The 17,264-nt window shown below is 47.1% G+C and carries 13 protein-coding genes and 1 pseudogene; 12 read left to right on the top strand and 2 right to left on the bottom strand.

Translation table 11 applies throughout. The features are described 5' to 3' along the window. The first annotated feature begins 181 nt into the window (after positions 1 to 181). The 11 genes from glgC (at position 182) to Q0C11_RS11765 (ending at position 13,330) form a co-directional block, all read left to right on the top strand. Positions 182 to 1,501: a glucose-1-phosphate adenylyltransferase gene (gene glgC / locus Q0C11_RS11815; protein ID WP_293008216.1), complete on the top strand. Its 1,320-nt coding sequence runs from the start codon at positions 182 to 184 to the stop codon at positions 1,499 to 1,501. Positions 1,502 to 1,633: 132 nt separating this feature from the next. Next, complete coding sequence (locus Q0C11_RS11810; RefSeq protein ID WP_293008214.1) at positions 1,634 to 3,346, top strand: glycoside hydrolase family 57 protein; 1,713 nt, start codon at positions 1,634 to 1,636, stop codon at positions 3,344 to 3,346. Positions 3,347 to 3,423: 77 nt separating this feature from the next. After that, positions 3,424 to 5,430, top strand: coding sequence for an alpha-amylase/4-alpha-glucanotransferase domain-containing protein (locus Q0C11_RS11805; protein ID WP_293008212.1), 2,007 nt, complete (start codon positions 3,424 to 3,426; stop codon positions 5,428 to 5,430). Between the two features lie 53 nt (positions 5,431 to 5,483). Further along, on the top strand, positions 5,484 to 7,118 hold the full coding sequence (gene pgi, locus Q0C11_RS11800) for a glucose-6-phosphate isomerase (RefSeq protein WP_293008210.1): 1,635 nt from the start codon (positions 5,484 to 5,486) through the stop codon (positions 7,116 to 7,118). 11 nt (positions 7,119 to 7,129) lie between these two features. Then, a complete protein-coding gene (gene glgA / locus Q0C11_RS11795) occupies positions 7,130 to 8,605 on the top strand; it encodes a glycogen synthase GlgA (protein WP_293008208.1) in 1,476 nt (491 codons plus the stop codon). Positions 8,606 to 8,637: 32 nt separating this feature from the next. Then, positions 8,638 to 10,437 (top strand): c-type cytochrome, encoded by a 1,800-nt coding sequence (locus Q0C11_RS11790; RefSeq protein WP_293008206.1) that lies wholly within the window; start codon positions 8,638 to 8,640, stop codon positions 10,435 to 10,437. Positions 10,438 to 10,571: 134 nt separating this feature from the next. Further along, positions 10,572 to 10,892: a quaternary ammonium compound efflux SMR transporter SugE gene (gene sugE, locus Q0C11_RS11785; protein WP_293008204.1), complete on the top strand. Its 321-nt coding sequence runs from the start codon at positions 10,572 to 10,574 to the stop codon at positions 10,890 to 10,892. Between the two features lie 82 nt (positions 10,893 to 10,974). Continuing rightward, positions 10,975 to 11,394: a VOC family protein gene (locus Q0C11_RS11780; RefSeq protein WP_293008202.1), complete on the top strand. Its 420-nt coding sequence runs from the start codon at positions 10,975 to 10,977 to the stop codon at positions 11,392 to 11,394. Next, entirely contained in the window at positions 11,381 to 11,623 is a 243-nt protein-coding gene (locus tag Q0C11_RS11775) for a hypothetical protein (RefSeq protein WP_293008200.1), read from the top strand. Before Q0C11_RS11780 ends, Q0C11_RS11775 begins: the two co-directional genes overlap by 14 nt. Further along, positions 11,604 to 12,008 carry a hypothetical protein gene (locus tag Q0C11_RS11770; protein ID WP_293008198.1) on the top strand — a complete coding sequence of 135 codons (405 nt, stop codon included), beginning with the start codon at positions 11,604 to 11,606 and terminating at the stop codon, positions 12,006 to 12,008. The genes Q0C11_RS11775 and Q0C11_RS11770 overlap by 20 nt, the downstream gene beginning before the upstream one ends. 305 nt (positions 12,009 to 12,313) lie before the next feature. Next, positions 12,314 to 13,330 (top strand): sodium:calcium antiporter, encoded by a 1,017-nt coding sequence (locus Q0C11_RS11765; protein ID WP_293008196.1) that lies wholly within the window; start codon positions 12,314 to 12,316, stop codon positions 13,328 to 13,330. A 7-nt stretch (positions 13,331 to 13,337) separates the two neighbouring features. On the opposite strand, the gene Q0C11_RS11760 is transcribed toward Q0C11_RS11765, so the two are convergent. Next, the gene (locus Q0C11_RS11760) at positions 13,338 to 16,058 is read right to left on the bottom strand and encodes a cation-transporting P-type ATPase (RefSeq protein ID WP_367273755.1); all 2,721 of its coding nucleotides are present in this window, start codon (positions 16,056 to 16,058) and stop codon (positions 13,338 to 13,340) included. A 121-nt stretch (positions 16,059 to 16,179) separates the two neighbouring features. Between Q0C11_RS11760 and Q0C11_RS11755 the strand changes: the two genes are divergently transcribed. After that, on the top strand, positions 16,180 to 16,692 hold the full coding sequence (locus tag Q0C11_RS11755; protein WP_293008194.1) for a protein tyrosine phosphatase family protein: 513 nt from the start codon (positions 16,180 to 16,182) through the stop codon (positions 16,690 to 16,692). Positions 16,693 to 17,150: 458 nt separating this feature from the next. On the opposite strand, the pseudogene Q0C11_RS11750 reads toward Q0C11_RS11755, so the two are convergent. Beyond that, positions 17,151 to 17,264: pseudogene (locus tag Q0C11_RS11750) on the bottom strand (IS1595 family transposase); the annotation flags it as partial.

Raw genomic sequence — 17,264 nt, 5'->3', positions numbered from 1 at the left:
GCATGTAGCAGATAATTGGGTTTGCTCGTGGTCATCACCTTTAATATGGAGTTAGCAGATGCGGCTTGGATTATAACCTGTCTATTCTTTGACAAAAGGCAATTAAATTCGAAGCAATCTGTGAGAAAGTGCCATAATACGATAACATATTCACATAGAGACAAAAGGGCTATTAATCGCTATGGATAAAAATGAACCTGTACATGGAAATGAGTCCCAGGCGAAATACAGGACCAGTAGCCGCTTTCATACCAACATCTCACATGAAACGCTAGCATTGATATTAGCGGGTGGGCGGGGTAGTCGTTTACATCAATTGACCGACTGGCGCGCTAAACCGGCTGTGCCTTTTGGTGGAAAATTTCGCATCATTGATTTTCCTCTATCCAATTGTGTCAACTCAGGTTTTCGGCGTATAGGCGTTGTGACCCAATATAAAGCACAGAGCCTGATTCGCCACATTCAACATGGCTGGAGTTTTTTCGATGGACGTTTTAAAGAGTTTGTCGAGCTACTTCCCGCGCAGCAGCGAACTGCCGATGAAACATGGTACCAAGGAACAGCCGATGCAATATTTCAGAATATCGATATTTTACTGCGCCACAATGCGAAATATGTATTAATTCTGGGCGGGGACCACATTTATAAAATGGATTACAGTAAGCTGTTGGCTGAACATATCGAGAAATGTGCGGATATGACGGTGGCTTGTCTCGAAATTCCACAACAAGAAGCCAGTGCCTTCGGTGTGATGGGTGTCAATGACCAATGGCAAGTAACCAGTTTTTTTGAAAAACCGGCTCAACCAGTGTCGATACCCGGTCAACCTGAGAAAGCGTTGGTGAGTATGGGCATATATATATTTAATGCCGATTTTCTCTATGAGCAATTAATTCGTGATCATCAAGATCATGATTCATCGCATGACTTTGGTAAAGATTTAATTCCGTATTTGGTGCCCCGTTATCGCATCTTTGCGCATCGATTCATGAATAGCTGCGTTAATATGGCATCCGGAATGCCGTATTGGCGTGATGTTGGAACAGTGGATGCATACTGGGAAGCCAATGTTGACCTGATTTCCGTCACACCGGAGCTTAATCTGTACGATGATGACTGGCCAATCTGGACACACCAGGAACAACTGCCCCCGGCAAAATTTATTTTTGATGATGATGACCGACGTGGTCAGGCATTGGATTCTTCCGTATCCGGTGGCTGTATTATCAGCGGCGCCACCGTTCGCCGTTCCTTGCTGTTCTCCAACGTGAAAGTCAATAGCTTCAGCCATGTAGAGGATTCGGTCATACTTCCCAATGTGGAAATTGGCCGCCATGCACGATTACGGCGTGTTGTGGTGGAGAAAAAATGCGTGATTCCTGAAGGATTAACCGTTGGATTTGATCCTGATCAGGACCGCAAGCGGTTCTATGTTACCGAAAAAGGCATTACGTTAATTACATCAGAAATGTTAGGACAGGAAATACATAAAGTATGTTAACAAAAAATTGAATAAACGATTCGAATAATGCTGAGCGGCACAAAGTGCTGAGCATGTTCATTCTTATGTCAGAAACTTAACTAAATAAGCAAGCTACTGTAATTACTAACTTAATAAGAACCATTTTTTATAATGAAGCAAATAAATCTTGTCTTTTTATGGCATATGCACCAACCGGACTATCGGGATTATGTGACCAATCAATTTGTGTTGCCTTGGGTATATCTGCATGCCATTAAGGATTATACCGATATGGCTTACCATTTGGAGTCGCATCCAAAAACCAAAGCGATTGTCAATTTTGTGCCGGTACTGTTGGATCAGCTGGAAGATTTCACACAACAATTTTCCACCAAGCAAATACGTTGTCCTTTGTTACGCCTGCTAGCGACACCTGAGCTAGAAAACATTACGATGCAGGATCGACTGTATTTATTTGATAGTTGTTTTCTCAGCAATCATGAGAACATGTTGCAACCGTACCCAGCTTATAAGCGCTTGCACGAACTTTATCAAGTTTTCAACAAAGTGAGTGAGCGCGAGTTAAAGTATTTTTCCGGGCAATATCTGGCTGATTTAGTGGTTTGGTATCACTTGGCGTGGATGGGGGAAAGTGTACGGCGAAACAACGAGTTTGTGATGAAACTGATGGCCAAGAATCAGGAGTTTAGCCACGAGGATCGACTGCAGCTCTTTACTTTAATTGGAGAATTAATTGAGGGTCTGATTCCACGCTATCGCAAGCTTGCTGAGTCTGGTCAGATTGAATTATCCACCACGCCTCATTATCATCCGCTCGCACCGCTTCTGATTGATTTTACTTCTGCTCAAGATAGCCAACCTGATGTTACCTTGCCCGTGCATGACATCTATCCAGGTGGACGTAGCCGTGTGGCGTTTCATTTGTCGTCTGCAATCACCAGTCACACACAGCGTTTCAATGAAAAGCCTGTCGGTGCCTGGCCTGCTGAAGGGGCTTTATCAACCGCATTAATAAAAATCCTGGCAGAACAAGGTTGTCAGTGGAGCGCAAGTGGGGAAGGTGTGCTGGTCAATAGCTTACGTGCAGCATATCCTGATAAGCCACTTTCGGATCGCAATCACTATTTATATCACCCTTACCGGATAGATGGTGAAACCAAAGACGTCATCTGTTTTTTCCGCGATGATCAGTTATCCGATTTGATCGGTTTTGAATATTCCAAATGGTTTGGTCGTGATGCTGCTGAAAATTTTGTGCAATCTTTGGATCACATCTATCACAACACATCAGCTGAGGAAAATCCGGTTATCAGTGTTATTCTGGATGGTGAGAATGCCTGGGAATCATATCCCTATAACGGTTTCTATTTTCTTGATGATCTTTATCATCTGCTTGATGACCATCCGTATATCCGTACCACAACTTATCGGGATTATCTTGCACACGCGGAGATCAATACTATTGAAACTTTGCCTACGCTAGCAGCGGGTAGCTGGGTATATGGAACATTCTCTACTTGGATTGGCGATAACGAAAAAAACCGCGCATGGGACATGCTCTGTGCGGCTAAACATAGTTTTGATCTGGTGATGCAAAGCAACCGGTTGACTGAGGAAGAAAAAACCCAAGCCAGTCGGCAATTGGCGTCTTGTGAGAGTTCAGATTGGTTTTGGTGGTTTGGTGATTACAACCCGGCACATTCGGTAGCGAGCTTCGATCAATTGTTCAGAAAAAATCTGATAAATCTATATCATTTGCTTAAACTACCGACACCGCCAACAATACTTGAGCCCGTTAGTAAAGGTAATGAATACACCGAAACGAGCGGAGCGATGCGGCGGTCCTCGTCAAACGGGGATTAATTCAAACCACATTCATCCGTGCTTGAAAAAAGCATTCTGGATTGCCTTGGGTTCTTAACGATTACGGGAGTCATTGAATGTCACAACGTGTTTCGCTACTCTTGGGTGTTCATGCCCATCAACCCGTCGGCAACTTTCCCGATGTATTGAAGGACGCGCATCAGCGTTGTTACAAACCCTTTCTGCAGATACTTTATCGCTACCCAGACTTCCGTTTCTCAGTTCATTTCTCGGGATGGTTACTGGATTATCTGTTGCAACATTTTCCTGATGATATGGCATTGCTGCATCAAATGGTTGCGCGACGGCAAGTGGAATTATTCGGTGCGGGTGATACCGAGCCGGTTTTGGCGGTCATTCCGAACCGGGACCGCATCGGACAGATTGATACATTCTCCAATAAACTGGCAGCAAAGTTTGGTCAACGTCCACAAGGGGCATGGTTGACTGAACGTGTTTGGGAGTCCACGGTCGTTCCGGCTTTGGTGAATTGCGGAATTCGCTATGTCACTGTAGATGATTACCATTTTCTATGTGCCGGTAAAACACCGGAAGAATTGAGTGGTTATTTCACTACCGAGGAAGATGCTTATAAACTCGATTTATTCCCGATTTCTGAAGCTTTACGCTATAAAATCCCTTTCTCTCCGGCTGAAGAGACCATCGCTTATCTGGAATCATTGGCGGATCATCATTTGCCAAATGCTAACCCTGCGGCGGTTTATTTTGATGATATCGAGAAATTTGGCATCTGGCCGGAAACGTATCATTGGGTATATGAGCAAGGCTGGCTTGAGCATTTTATTCAAGGCGTACTGGCCTCCGACAAAATATGTACCCAGCATTACAGCGAATATCATGCCGGTGAGAAAACCCGCGGCATTATTTATCTGCCTACGGTATCGTACATAGAAATGAATGAATGGACGCTGCCTGCACATTCCGCCAATATTTATGCAGAGCTGTTACAGCAGGTAAAGGCAAGCGGCTGGCATGAGCACAAGAAGGCTTTTATCCGAGGCGGAATTTGGAAAAACTTTTTTTCCCGCTACCCAGAATCCAATTGGATGCATAAGCGTATGTTGGGACTTTCTGCGCGGTTGGATAAATTACCGGTGCTACAACGTACTAATGAAATGCGGCAGAAACTGTACGAATCTCAAGCGAATGATGCCTATTGGCATGGCATGTTTGGCGGCCTGTATCTCCCGCATCTGCGGCGTGCTGTATACAATGGCGTGGTTGAACTGGAAGCGTTGCTCGATACCCGCGCGCCGCGTCCTTCGTATTTTACCGAAGATACCGACCTGGATGGTGTGGAAGAAGCGTACCTCCAAAATGGTGTGCTACAGGCAGTGCTAAAATTAGACGGTTTTGCAAGTATTTGCGAACTGGATGCTTATCTGTTGAAGCATAACTTTGGCGATACCTTGCGCGTCCAGACCGAACATTATTACCAGAAAATTCAGACGGGACAACTGGATGAATCCAGCAATACCGCCAGCGGTATCGCGTCAGCGCACGACCGAATCAGTTATAAGCATGAAATTAATGCGGAAGACATTGTCGCCGATGATCATCCTCGCGGCTTGTTCGTCGATCGCTTGGATGGCACGTTTATCGCCTATCGATCCGTTGCTTCAGCACTTGAAAATAACCACTTTCAATCTGAAAATACCCAATATCCGATCCATAAACACGTCATGTTGGATCAGAATCAATTACAGGTCGCATATCATTTTACCGCTAAACTGGCGCATGGATTCAGTACCGAAATCAATCTTGCGATGCCTAGTTGTGATGGCGTGGGCGGACGCTACATTTATCAGGGAAAAATTCGTGGCGGTTTTGGTGAATTGCTTGCGTTAACCGGCATGACTGAAATAACATTAGACGACGATACGCTAGGCGGTAGCGTAGTGCTAAAAACATCTCATCCAGTGACATTAAGTGCACACCCACATTTTTCGGTATCGCAATCTGAAAGCGGGTTTGAAAAAATTATGCAGGCAACGACACTGCTGTTGGAATGGCCTGTAACAACTCTGGAATTAATCATTACACTGGAGATTAATATCCGGTAGTTTCATTTCATTCAAGATTCATAACTCCTAATATTCAGCAACTCAAAAACGCTATGCCTACTCTTACGCAATCATCTGCCTGGCTCGCCTTACAGGCGCATCAATCCGCTATGACGCAACAACATTTGCGAGAATTGTTTCAGCAGGATCCGCAACGCTTTGAAAGGTTCTCTCTGACTTTCAACAATATTTTAATGGATTATGCCAAACACCCGATCAATCATGAAACTGTTGATTTATTGCTGGCATTAGCGCATCAGCAGCAGCTAAAAGATTGGATTGCACGGATGTTTTCCGGGGAAAGAATAAATTCGACTGAACAGCGCGCGGTACTGCATATTGCGTTACGGGGTGATCAATCCATCATGGTTGATGGTGCGGATGTGATGCCGGATATTAAGCGCGTGCTGAAGCAGATGGAGCGTTTCTCGATTGAGATTCAAAGCGGCGCGCGCAGAGGTTATACCGGAAAAATGTTTACCGATATTGTCAATATTGGTATCGGTGGATCGGATCTAGGACCGGTAATGGTGACTGAAGCACTTAAACCTTACTGGCTGAATGGCATCAAACCACACTTTGTTTCAAATGTTGACGGTACACAATTAGCAGGTATTTTGCGGCAACTTGATCCGGCTACGACACTTTTTGTTATTGCTTCAAAAACATTTACTACTCAGGAAACCCTGACCAATGCGCATTCTGCGCGCGAGTGGTTTCTGTCCAACGGTGGCAATGAAAAAGACATTGCACATCATTTTGTTGCTGTTTCCACCAATCGCGCTGCAGTGGAAAAATTTGGCATTGACCCTGATAACATGTTTGAATTCTGGGATTGGGTCGGCGGACGCTATTCATTATGGTCAGCCATTGGATTGCCGATTGCTTTGACCGTTGGTATGGATCATTTTTATTCGTTGCTGGCAGGTGCGAGAGCAATGGATCAGCATTTCGCTACTGCGCCATTGGAGAAAAATTTGCCGGTTATGCTGGGGTTAGTTGGTATCTGGCACATCAATTTTTTCGGCACGTCTTCTCATGTTGTGCTGCCGTATGATCAATCGCTGCATCGTTTTCCCGCTTATTTGCAGCAACTGGAAATGGAAAGCAATGGCAAGCGCACCACCCGCAATGGTGAAGTGGTCGATTACGCCACCGGAGCAGTTGTTTGGGGCAAACCTGGAACCAATGGTCAACACGCTTTCTACCAATTGTTACATCAAGGCACGCAAATCGTTTCAGCTGATTTCCTGGCGCCTTGCCAAAGCCATTATCCAATGGGCGAACATCACCGCATGTTATTGGCGAATTTTTTTGCTCAAACAGAGGCACTGATGACGGGCAAAAATGAACAGGAAGTACGTGCCGAGCTTGAAACACAAGGGATGTCTGCAGAATCCCTGGCGCAATTGCTGCCGCATAAGATTTTTCCCGGCAATCGCCCGACTACATCCATTTTATTCAAGAAACTGGATCCTCATACATTGGGTTCATTGATCGCAATGTATGAGCATAAAGTGTTTGTGCAAAGCGTAATTTGGAACATTAACCCGTTCGATCAATGGGGAGTGGAACTGGGCAAGCAGCTTGCCGGAACAATTCTAACCGAATTGGAACACAGTGAACCTGTAACAGCGCATGATTCATCCACCAACGGATTGATCAATTATTTCAAGGCAAATCAGTAGAAATATCACCTATGCCGCGATCTCAAGAACTTCGCGTTCTATTTATCACTTCTGAAGTGTACCCTTTGTGCAAAACCGGTGGCCTGGGTGATGTCAGTGCAGCATTGCCCGCTGCATTACGTGCATTGCACAGCGATGTGCGGCTTTTGTTACCCGGCTACCCGCAAGTCATTGCTGGAGTTAAATACAAATCCAAAATAGCCGAATTCCATGCGCTATCACAGTTTCCACCGGCTTCATTGCTTTCGGCCCGATTATCGCTGAGCAAAACCGAGAACATTCCAGTGTTCGTGATTGATTGTCCCGGGTTGTATAACCGTGAAGGCGGGCCATACATGGATGCGTTTGGCCGTGATTGGCCAGATAACGCATTACGTTTCGGCCTGTTGTCAAAAATTGGTGCCATTCTAGCCAGTGACGCCAGTCCGATCGCCTGGCGTCCGCACGTAGTTCATTGTAATGACTGGCAGAGTGGGCTCACCCCGGCTTATTTACATTTTCATTCGGGGAAGAAAGCTGCCGCAATGATGACCATCCATAATTTGGCATTTCAAGGTATTTTTCCACCTGGAAGCACGGTGCAACTGGGATTGCCATCGGATAGTTTCGATATCAACGGGGTAGAGTATTATGGCAATTTGTCTTTTCTCAAAGCAGGACTGTATTATGCCGACCAGATCACTACTGTCAGTCCCAATTATGCCAAAGAAATTCAGATGGAGCCGTTGGGATTCGGTTTACAAGGATTATTGACCGCTCGTCGGCCTGATCTCATCGGCATTATCAATGGCATAGCGACCACTGAATGGAATCCTGCAACGGATCATCATTTGGTCAAAAACTACACCAGTAAAAACTTATTGGATAAGGCGGCAAATAAAGCTGCGCTGCAGCGACAAATGGGTCTGGCAATCGACGCGACTATCCCGCTCTTCGGTGTTGTCAGCCGTTTGAGCCATCAAAAAGGGATTGATCTGCTGATCCAGATTGCTCCGCAATTGATAAAAATACCCGCGCAACTGGTTGTGCTTGGTAGTGGCAATGCTGAACTGGAGCATCTGCTTTCCATGCTGGCCCAAACCTACCCTAAATCAATCGCACTTCATTTCGGTTTTAACGAAGCCTTGTCTCACCTGACAGAAGCCGGTATTGATGGTTTTCTGATGCCATCACGATTCGAACCCTGTGGATTGAATCAGATGTATAGTCAGCGCTACGGTACTCCGCCGGTAGTTCACGCCACGGGCGGTCTGCTCGATACCGTTGTGGATTGTAGCTCGGATACACTGGCAAATCACACAGCCAGCGGTTTCGTATTTTACCCAATGACGGCTGATAACCTGCTGGGCGCCATAAAACGTGCAGCACTTGCTTATCACAATAAAAAGACCTGGCAAAGTCTGCAAAAGAATGGCATGGCCAAAGATTTCAGCTGGCATGCGAGCGCAACAGCCTATCAAAAACTTTACCGCATGCTGCTACACTGATGCACGATCTCTAATTCAATAGGACAAGTGTCATGAAAATCACGCTAAGCATCCTCTTTGCTATTTTGCTGTCGGCTTGTATTGCGCATCCACTGGAGGCACCTCTACCACCCGCTGTCGTGAGTGAAGTGCCAAAAAACTGGGAACAAGCGCAAGCCAGAAAATCTCAAGAAAAATCAAATTATATTCAGTCTCATCAAGTCGCTTATGATTGGTTCGGCAATTTTGCTTTTAGCGAAGTCGATGGTATTCCCTATATTGCGTTGAAACTCTTACCCAAGCTGGCACCGGAATTATGGGGAGATGAAGAAAATTTTCTCGATGCGGTGGGTCTGTTTATTGATGAGCGGCAGCAATCCTATCCCGTTGCACGCGGCATTGGCTTTAGCGGTTTGTCTCGTGCTGAGGCGCAGGGCAATATCGATTATGCATCATTCACCTGCGGCGCCTGTCACATCGGCCGTGTACGACTTGAAAACGGTCAAATAGACTATCTCGACGGCGGCGTGAATACGACTTTCAATATTGCGTTATTCCGCGTCAAGTTATATCAGACCTTACAAACAGCCTACGCGGGTGAAACCGGTGACAACAAATACCAATTGTTAACGCAGAAGTTGCTTAATGCATTGGATGCGGTTCAGCAACACAATCCGCATTATTTTTATAACAATTTCCAGACAGGCAATAGAAATTTTGACGCTGGCTACGAAGCTGCTCAGATTGCCTTGTTCAAACAAGATGCTGTGCAAACAATCAAGCAGTTTGCGCAGCATGCCGAAGCTGAATACGAAGGTTTTGGTGCACTAATCGCCAAGAACTACGAAGGTCTTGAATCAGAAATGCTGGCTGGTTTTCCCGGAATGGCGGATGCGACGGGGCTAAGTGCCATCAACGGCTATATGAGTCTGCGCAAGATCCCAATTATTAAAGGATTTGCCAGTGTCTCGCTTCCACCGGAGCCGGGTATTACCGATTTTATGTCGGTATGGGAACAAGGCAAGCGCCGCGCAAGTTGGGATGAAAGCCACAAAAGATTTATCAATGGCGGGGGGCAATGGAACGGTAATGTGCCGATGCCGATCTACCGCAATCTGATCGCCATGCTGACCTTGGGGCTGGAAAAAACCGATGTGCGGGTAGCTGCCTTTGCCGAAGAACTGCTCGATGGCTTACCGGCCAGCCCTTATCCTTTTAATGTGGATATCGAACTGGCTAAAAAGGGGCAAGCGCTATTTGCACAACACTGTGCCGATTGCCATCAGCCTAAAAATGGCAAAGTTTATGATAATCTCGGCACCAGCATGAAAAGGGCTTACGTAGTCGGTACACTGCTAAATTATGCCGCACGCAAACAATTGTATGCAAACTGTGCACCGGATACTTCCATTCAGTTGGCTGGTAAAGATGTCAAGCCCTGTGCCGAGTTTGACGGTATTTCTCTTGAGGGTAAAAAAGACTTGCTGATGTCGCCCAATAATGAACATCATGGTTACAATGCCCGACCATTAAGCGGTATCTGGGCGCAAGCGCCCTATTTGCATAATGGCACGGTACCGACTGTTTATCATTTACTGGTTCCGGACGAGCGCCCGATCAGCTTTATCAAAAGTCACCTCGATTACGATTCTCAATATCTCGGCTTTTCCTGGAATTCTGAACAAACAGCCAACCAGAACGAGGGCTATGTGTTTCAGGTCAACGCGATCCCGGCTTTGAGCAACAAAGGGCACGATAAGGATATCGTGGAAGGTGAAAAAACTTATCGCCTCAATTGGTCTGGTGACAAACAAAGCGCTTTTGCTATTATTGAATATTTGAAGACTTTGTAATTTCATATCGGTAATCAACCGGTGTGTAAGAACTGTTATGCAAAGGCACAAAGGGATTTATGGCAGGAAGTGAGGACGACCTCACCGCTCCAACTCTTTCAGGGGACGGCCCCGTAACTCGGAAAGGAGTGTATATGGCTTGGGTTATTCTTGTTGCTGCGGGGCTATTTGAGATTGGTTGGGCCATTGGATTGAAGTATACGGAAGGCTTTACGCAATTGTGGCCCACAATTGGGACAATTTTCGCGATCATCGCCAGTGTTTGGTTGCTGGGCATTGCCATGCAATCGCTTCCGGTTGGCACTGCCTACAGCATCTGGGTAGGCATCGGTATGATCGGCACAGTGATTCTCGGAATCGTACTGTTCGGCGAACCTGTGAATGCGGCACGTTTAATCAGCGTTGCTTTAATTATTATAGGCATCGTTGGCCTCAAACTCACAACACCGGATTAATAACCTCACTCATTGCTGAGAACAATGGCGCGATGATCGTAAATGTCGCAAGACACAAATATTTTAATATCAAGGAGATAATATGCCAGGCGCATTGATTCAACCCTACATCATGTTTGGCGGGCGCTGCGAAGAAGCGCTGGAGTTTTATCGTACTGCACTCGACGCACAGATTGACATGCTGATGCGTTTCAAAGACAGTCCGGAACCGCCGCCTGCAGACATGCTTCCGTCGGGATTTGACAATAAAGTGATGCACGCCAGCTTTCGCATCGGTGACAACGTGCTGATGGCTTCGGATGGATGTGAGGAAGTTCAGCAATACAGCGGTATTTCACTTTCCATCTCGGTCGCTACGGAGGATGAAGCGGATCGTTTCTTTACCGCGCTATCCGATGGTGGGCAGGTGCAAATGCCATTAGCCAAAACATTCTGGTCGCCGCGTTTTGGCATGCTTACCGACCGTTTCGGTATCAGCTGGATGATCAATGTCGTGGTTTGATGGCTATCCAATCATGAGCAAACTGCCTTCCAGTCAACAGCCGCGCTTGCTGGTTCTTGGATTGATATCGATGGCATTTGCATTCGATCTTACGGGTTGCTCAACTCAGCAACTTTATACCACGGGTCAATCGTGGCAACGCAATGAGTGCAACCGGTTGATGGATCAGCTAGATCGTGATCGTTGCCTGTCGAGCACAAGCACCTCGTATGAAACGTACAAAAAGTAATCCGGCGTCGGAGACGAGCAGAAATGACAGTATTATGAACTTCGAGAAAATGAGCGATCAGCAGATTTGGGAAATTGCCAATCCCATTATGGACAACTTGATGGATGCTTCAACCCATATCGATCACGTCAGGCATGTCCGGAACTTCACTGAGCGCATGAGAACCATTGTTACCCCGGAGTATCTTCAACATGTTTGTCAGCAGTATCAATCCGAAAAAGGATATTTTTCTGAGCGTGTGCCAGTCGCCGTTTTCAGGCGCCCGAATTCGGTAGCCATGGTGTGGAAACAATCGTTTACAAAAGTGCCGGGGGAATTTGTCGCGGAGATGGTGCTGGTGCATCAAAACGGAAGGTATTTAGTTGATCATGCGATGGTTTTTTGAGCAGATGCTTGGCGATGAAATGCGTGAAAGCCGTGCAGCTCGGTGAATTCAGACATTAGGCGAAGAACATCCGCACACTGATTCATTATGAACCGATGGAATATCCCAGACTGATTGGAGCATGAGGTTATTGCAAAGATCTCATCTATCACATCCGATTCGGTGCAGGACTACCCATCTCGTTACTTAATCGGCCCTGAAAAAGTATCAAACAACAATTATTCCAGGCAAGCTGTCGAGAAAATGAGTCTCTATAAAAATGCCCACACCCGTAGCTCGTATCAAACACATAAAATTCCCGTTACATGCTGACCGCTCTGATCATTTGGTTTAAATTCGGCCTTTGCGCCATGCTGATCGGCTTGGCAGGGACTCGTCTCTGCCGCTACGCCGACGTTATCGCCGACAAGACAGGCTTATCCGGAAGCTGGATTGGTCTTATTCTACTTGCCACGGTAACTTCACTACCCGAGCTGGTTACAGGTGTCAGTGCATTGACACTGGCAAACATACCCAATATTGCAGTGGGTAGCTTGCTGGGTAGTTGCGTATTCAACTTGACTATTCTGGTAGTACTGGATTATCTGGTGCGTGGCGAATCATTGTACCGCCGCGCCAGCTCGAGCCACATTCTATCTGCAGGATTTGGCGTGATACTCATCGGATTTGTGGGACTAAATGTTTTGCTGATCGACAAACACACTTTCAATATCGCCCACATCGGCATTTATACACCCGCCATCATAATGTTCTATATCGTTGCCATGCGTGCAATGTATATCCATGAACGCGCGCAGGTAAGAGAGTTCGTTGAGCAGGTCGCGGATCGCTATCCGGATATAACTCTGCATCAGGCCTATATACGCTATGCGCTGTCTGCCTTGGCAGTTATCGCTGCAGGAATATATTTACCGTTTGTGGCTGCACAACTGGCTGCACTGATGGGTTGGAACAACACCTTTGTAGGCACGCTCTTCATTGCCGGAATCACCTCACTTCCTGAGCTTGCCGTTAGCATTGCCGCATTTCGCATGGGCGCACTGGATATGGCGATTGCCAATCTATTGGGCAGCAACTTGTTCAATATTCTGATACTGGCATTGGAAGACATCATTTTTCTTGCAGGCCCACTGCTCACGCATACTTCACCCTTACATGCTTTTTCTGCTCTGTCGGCAGTGATCATGAGCGGCATCGTCATCGTCGGCCTGGTTTATCGTCCCAGCACCCGTCTCTTCATTAGCATTGGCTGGATTAGCCTGGGTTTGTTCACCCTGTACCTGCTCAACACTTATGTGTTTTATCTGCATGGCGGTGAATAATTCAGGTTTACAAGTTGTTTATACCTCGCTTCCTTAACAAGAATTTTTCCAATTCGATCAGTACAAATAAAATTATGCTGACGACAATGATCCGTCCCCAAGCCGCTGCATCCAGCGCGGCTGTGCCAAACAATTGCTGCATAACTGGCGAATAGGTAAACAGCTGCTGCAATATCAGTAACAAACCGATCGCCAATAAAACATAACGGTTACCCAAGAAACCTTGGCGCGAATAAACGGAAGCCACCAAATAGCGGCAATTGAACAAATAAACGATTTCACACATCACCAGCGTATTCACCACCACTGTCCGACTCCACTCAACACTGGATCCTTGCATGGTTTCCCAGATGTAGAGCGCAAAGCCGCCACTGATCATTAATAAAGAAACAAAGACAATGCGCCACACCAGGAATCCCGACAGAATGGATGCATTGGGATCTTGCGGCGGGCGTGACATCACTCCGCTTTCCGGCCGCTCGAACGAAAGTGAAATCGCCAATGTTACCGTCGTCACCATATTGATCCACAAAATCTGCACGGGGGTGATAGGCAAAGCCATGCCCAGAATGATGGCGAGCATCAGGATGCCCGCTTCGCCGCCACTGGTTGGAATGATATAAACAACTGTTTTACGGATATTATCGTAGACCGTGCGACCTTCCTCCACGGCGTGCGTAATCGAAGCAAAGTTATCGTCCGTCAACACCATCTCTGCGGCTTCTTTTGCAACCTCGGTGCCCTTCTGCCCCATCGCGACGCCAATATCGGCACGTTTTAACGCCGGAGCGTCATTCACACCATCCCCCGTCATCGCGACAACCGCGCCGTTTTCCTGCAAAGCTGTCACCAGCCGCAGTTTATGCTCGGGATTTGCGCGGGCAAAAATCTCTACATCCGCTGCAACCTGACGCAATTGCACATCATCCATTTTGTCCAGTTCAATACCCGTGATCGCGCGCTGGCCATCCCCAATTCCTAATTTTGCACCGATCGCGCAGGCGGTAATGCGATGATCGCCGGTGATCATTTTGACCTGAATGCCGGCCGCATGGCATTGCTGCACGGCGGTAATGGCCTCTTCGCGCGGCGGATCGATAATGCCAACCAATCCAAGCAGGGTAAATCCCGCTTCAACATCGGAGAGTTCCAGTGTTTGTTGCTTTGCCTGCGCCCTGCGACTGGCCATCGCAAGTATGCGCTGACCGGTTTCACTGGCTGCGCTTATCGCGGCATGCCAGAAATCAGGTTGAATCAGATGATCTTCCCCCTCGCTGCGTTGATGGCTGCACATGGCCAACACTTTCTCCGGCGCACCTTTGACATAGACCAGGCCTTGTCCGGCATGATCATGATGCAGCGTTGCCATGAAGCGGTGTTCCGATTCAAAAGGAATCACATCGGTGCGCGGCAATGCTTTCTGTTCCAAAACCGAATCCAATCCTGCTTTCATTGCCAACGTGATAAGCGCGCCTTCGGTCGGATCACCCTGTATTTCCCATATTTCATCACGCTGGCACAGCGACGCATCATTACAGAGCAATCCGGCCCGGAACAATTCCAGCATATCGGCATGATCAGTAATCGCGACTTCCTTCCGATCCCGACTAAAACCACCTGTGGGCGCATAACCTACGCCACTGACTTGCAACTGATCATGCGCGGTAATGATGCTTTGCACGGTCATTTCATTGCGCGTCAGCGTACCGGTCTTATCCGTACAGATAACGGTTACCGCACCCAGCGTTTCCACTGCGGGCAATCTGCGTACAATGGCACTGCGCCGCGCCATATTCTGCACCCCCAACGCCAGCGTAATCGTCATGATGGCCGGCAATCCCTCCGGAATTGCGGCGATGGCCATACTCACAGCGGCCATGAAGATCTCGCCAAGGGGATAATCATGCAGCAAAAAGCCATAAACAAAGATGCTCAAGGCCAGGAGCAAAATTGCAATCGTCAGCCAACGGCCAAAAATTGCCATTTGCCGCAATAGCGGTGAAACCAGCTTATCGACTTGCGCGATCATCTGGCTGATACGCCCAATCTCAGTATGCTGACCGGTGGCAACCACAACGCCCGTTCCTTGACCGTAAACCACCAGCGTGCCCGAGTACGCCATGCAGAAACGGTCTCCGATCGCTGTCACGGCATCGACCGATGGAATCGATTTTTCGACTGCCACGGATTCTCCGGTTAACGCAGCCTCTTCAATGCGCAGATTTTTACAACTGAGCAACCGTATATCAGCAGGCACCTTGTCGCCGGATTGCAACAACACAATATCACCCGGCACCAATTGTTCCGCCGGAATCTGCGCTCGTTGCCCTGCACGCACTACCATCGCGTTGAGCGACAGCATGCGTCGGATCGCATTCAGCGCTTTTTCCGCCTTGCCTTCCTGGATAAAGCCGATGATGGCGTTAATAATTACCACACCGAGAATAACACCGCTATCTACCCAGTGCCCCAGCAATGCTGTCACAATGGAAGCCCCCAACAAGATATAAATCAGCACATTATGAAATTGCAACAAAAAGCGGACGACGGCACTTTCGGATTTGGGCGGTTTTAAACGATTGGCGCCATACTTCCCCATACGAAGTTTTGCTTCTGATTGTGATAAACCGCTCTGACCGGTCGCAAGTTCCTGCACAACCTGCTCCGTTGAACAGTTATGCCATGCAGGCGCTTTGTCAACACTCAAATTGGAATCATACGACATCATTTTTTTCCTTTGACGCAAGAAACAGATAAGCAAGGTTATCAGGAATAATTTGTATTTGTTTATCCAGTAAAGCTACAATGGAAATCATTTTTTCACCTTAACATAGCAAATGGGGCTTTCCATGAAATACTCTATCATTCTGATGGCACTGATGGCCATCCTGTTTACCACCTTAGCACAAGCCTCCGGTCGGGTGCCATTTGGGCATCAGGTTATCGAGGTACAAAACTACAGTCGTGCCACAGAACAAATCGCCATTTCAGGAATGATCAGCGATGGCGGCACGCAAGCATTGGCTGCCACCGGTTTTAAAACCGTCATTGACTTACGCACTAGAAATGAAGGAACCGCCGAGGAAAAAGCACTGGTCGACAGGGCTGGCATGATATATGTCAACATTCCAACCACGGTTGCCGGGATTTCGAAGGAACAGGTGGCAGAATTTACCAAAATAATTGAATCAACCCCGAAACCGGTATTGCTTCATTGTGGATCCGGCAACCGGGCCAGTGCCATGTGGGCCAGTTATCGCATTACCAAAGGCGTTGAACCGGAAGTGGCCATTGAAGAGGCCCGCAAAATGGGTTTACGTCCTCCGCTCGAAGAAAAGCTTCGTGAGATTATGCTCAACTGATTGGTTATCCTAGCAATTTTCTGCAAGAAGGCTGAAAAAGCACTGATAATTGGCATGAATGGAATAACCGCTTCCAGTTCCAAACGGAGCGGTCATTTTTTCATTCAAGAAAAAAGTAAGGAAGATATACGAAAACTATAATTACCTGTTAACATGGATCGACATTTCATCTTTCGTAACTACTGGTGGATCGCCGCAATCGCAGGTGGATGTTTCACACTCCTGGCATTTTGCTTCGGTGGCCCTGAAAAAGCTGGACTTGTTGGTTCTGTGATAGCTGGCACACTAGGCTTTTGTTACTTCGTACAGCAACAAAAGCTAGCGGAAACGACACTTTTTCATCAACTATTTACTAGCTTCAACGTACGCTACGATTAGCTCAATGACTCACTTATCGCCCTGCCCGAGAACGAAATCTCCCAAGAACAGCGAATACTGATCGTTAACTATTTTAATGGCTATGTCACAATTAGTTGTTGAACCTGCCTTGTTTTGCCAAGAGATGCTATAAAACAAAGGATTGGTGTAATACTTTGACCGAGACGGTCAATCATTCTGTGCCATCCGAGGTA

The sequence above is a fragment of the Nitrosomonas sp. genome, assembly GCF_022842015.1.
Classification (GTDB): Bacteria; Pseudomonadota; Gammaproteobacteria; order Burkholderiales; family Nitrosomonadaceae; genus Nitrosomonas.
Note: the sequence above shows the minus strand (reverse complement) of the source record. Positions and strands in the feature narration are given on the sequence as shown.

What these genes read in the sequence shown, in the direction of transcription:
- glgC (WP_293008216.1), top strand. Translation starts at nt 182, where the DNA reads ATGGATAAAAATGAACCTGTACATGGAAATGAGTCCCAGGCGAAATAC.
- Q0C11_RS11810 (WP_293008214.1), top strand. Translation starts at nt 1,634, where the DNA reads ATGAAGCAAATAAATCTTGTCTTTTTATGGCATATGCACCAACCGGAC.
- Q0C11_RS11805 (WP_293008212.1), top strand. Translation starts at nt 3,424, where the DNA reads ATGTCACAACGTGTTTCGCTACTCTTGGGTGTTCATGCCCATCAACCC.
- pgi (WP_293008210.1), top strand. Translation starts at nt 5,484, where the DNA reads ATGCCTACTCTTACGCAATCATCTGCCTGGCTCGCCTTACAGGCGCAT.
- glgA (WP_293008208.1), top strand. Translation starts at nt 7,130, where the DNA reads ATGCCGCGATCTCAAGAACTTCGCGTTCTATTTATCACTTCTGAAGTG.
- Q0C11_RS11790 (WP_293008206.1), top strand. Translation starts at nt 8,638, where the DNA reads ATGAAAATCACGCTAAGCATCCTCTTTGCTATTTTGCTGTCGGCTTGT.
- sugE (WP_293008204.1), top strand. Translation starts at nt 10,572, where the DNA reads ATGGCTTGGGTTATTCTTGTTGCTGCGGGGCTATTTGAGATTGGTTGG.
- Q0C11_RS11780 (WP_293008202.1), top strand. Translation starts at nt 10,975, where the DNA reads ATGCCAGGCGCATTGATTCAACCCTACATCATGTTTGGCGGGCGCTGC.
- Q0C11_RS11775 (WP_293008200.1), top strand. Translation starts at nt 11,381, where the DNA reads ATGTCGTGGTTTGATGGCTATCCAATCATGAGCAAACTGCCTTCCAGT.
- Q0C11_RS11770 (WP_293008198.1), top strand. Translation starts at nt 11,604, where the DNA reads ATGAAACGTACAAAAAGTAATCCGGCGTCGGAGACGAGCAGAAATGAC.
- Q0C11_RS11765 (WP_293008196.1), top strand. Translation starts at nt 12,314, where the DNA reads ATGCTGACCGCTCTGATCATTTGGTTTAAATTCGGCCTTTGCGCCATG.
- Q0C11_RS11760 (WP_367273755.1), bottom strand. Translation starts at nt 16,058, where the DNA reads ATGATGTCGTATGATTCCAATTTGAGTGTTGACAAAGCGCCTGCATGG.
- Q0C11_RS11755 (WP_293008194.1), top strand. Translation starts at nt 16,180, where the DNA reads ATGAAATACTCTATCATTCTGATGGCACTGATGGCCATCCTGTTTACC.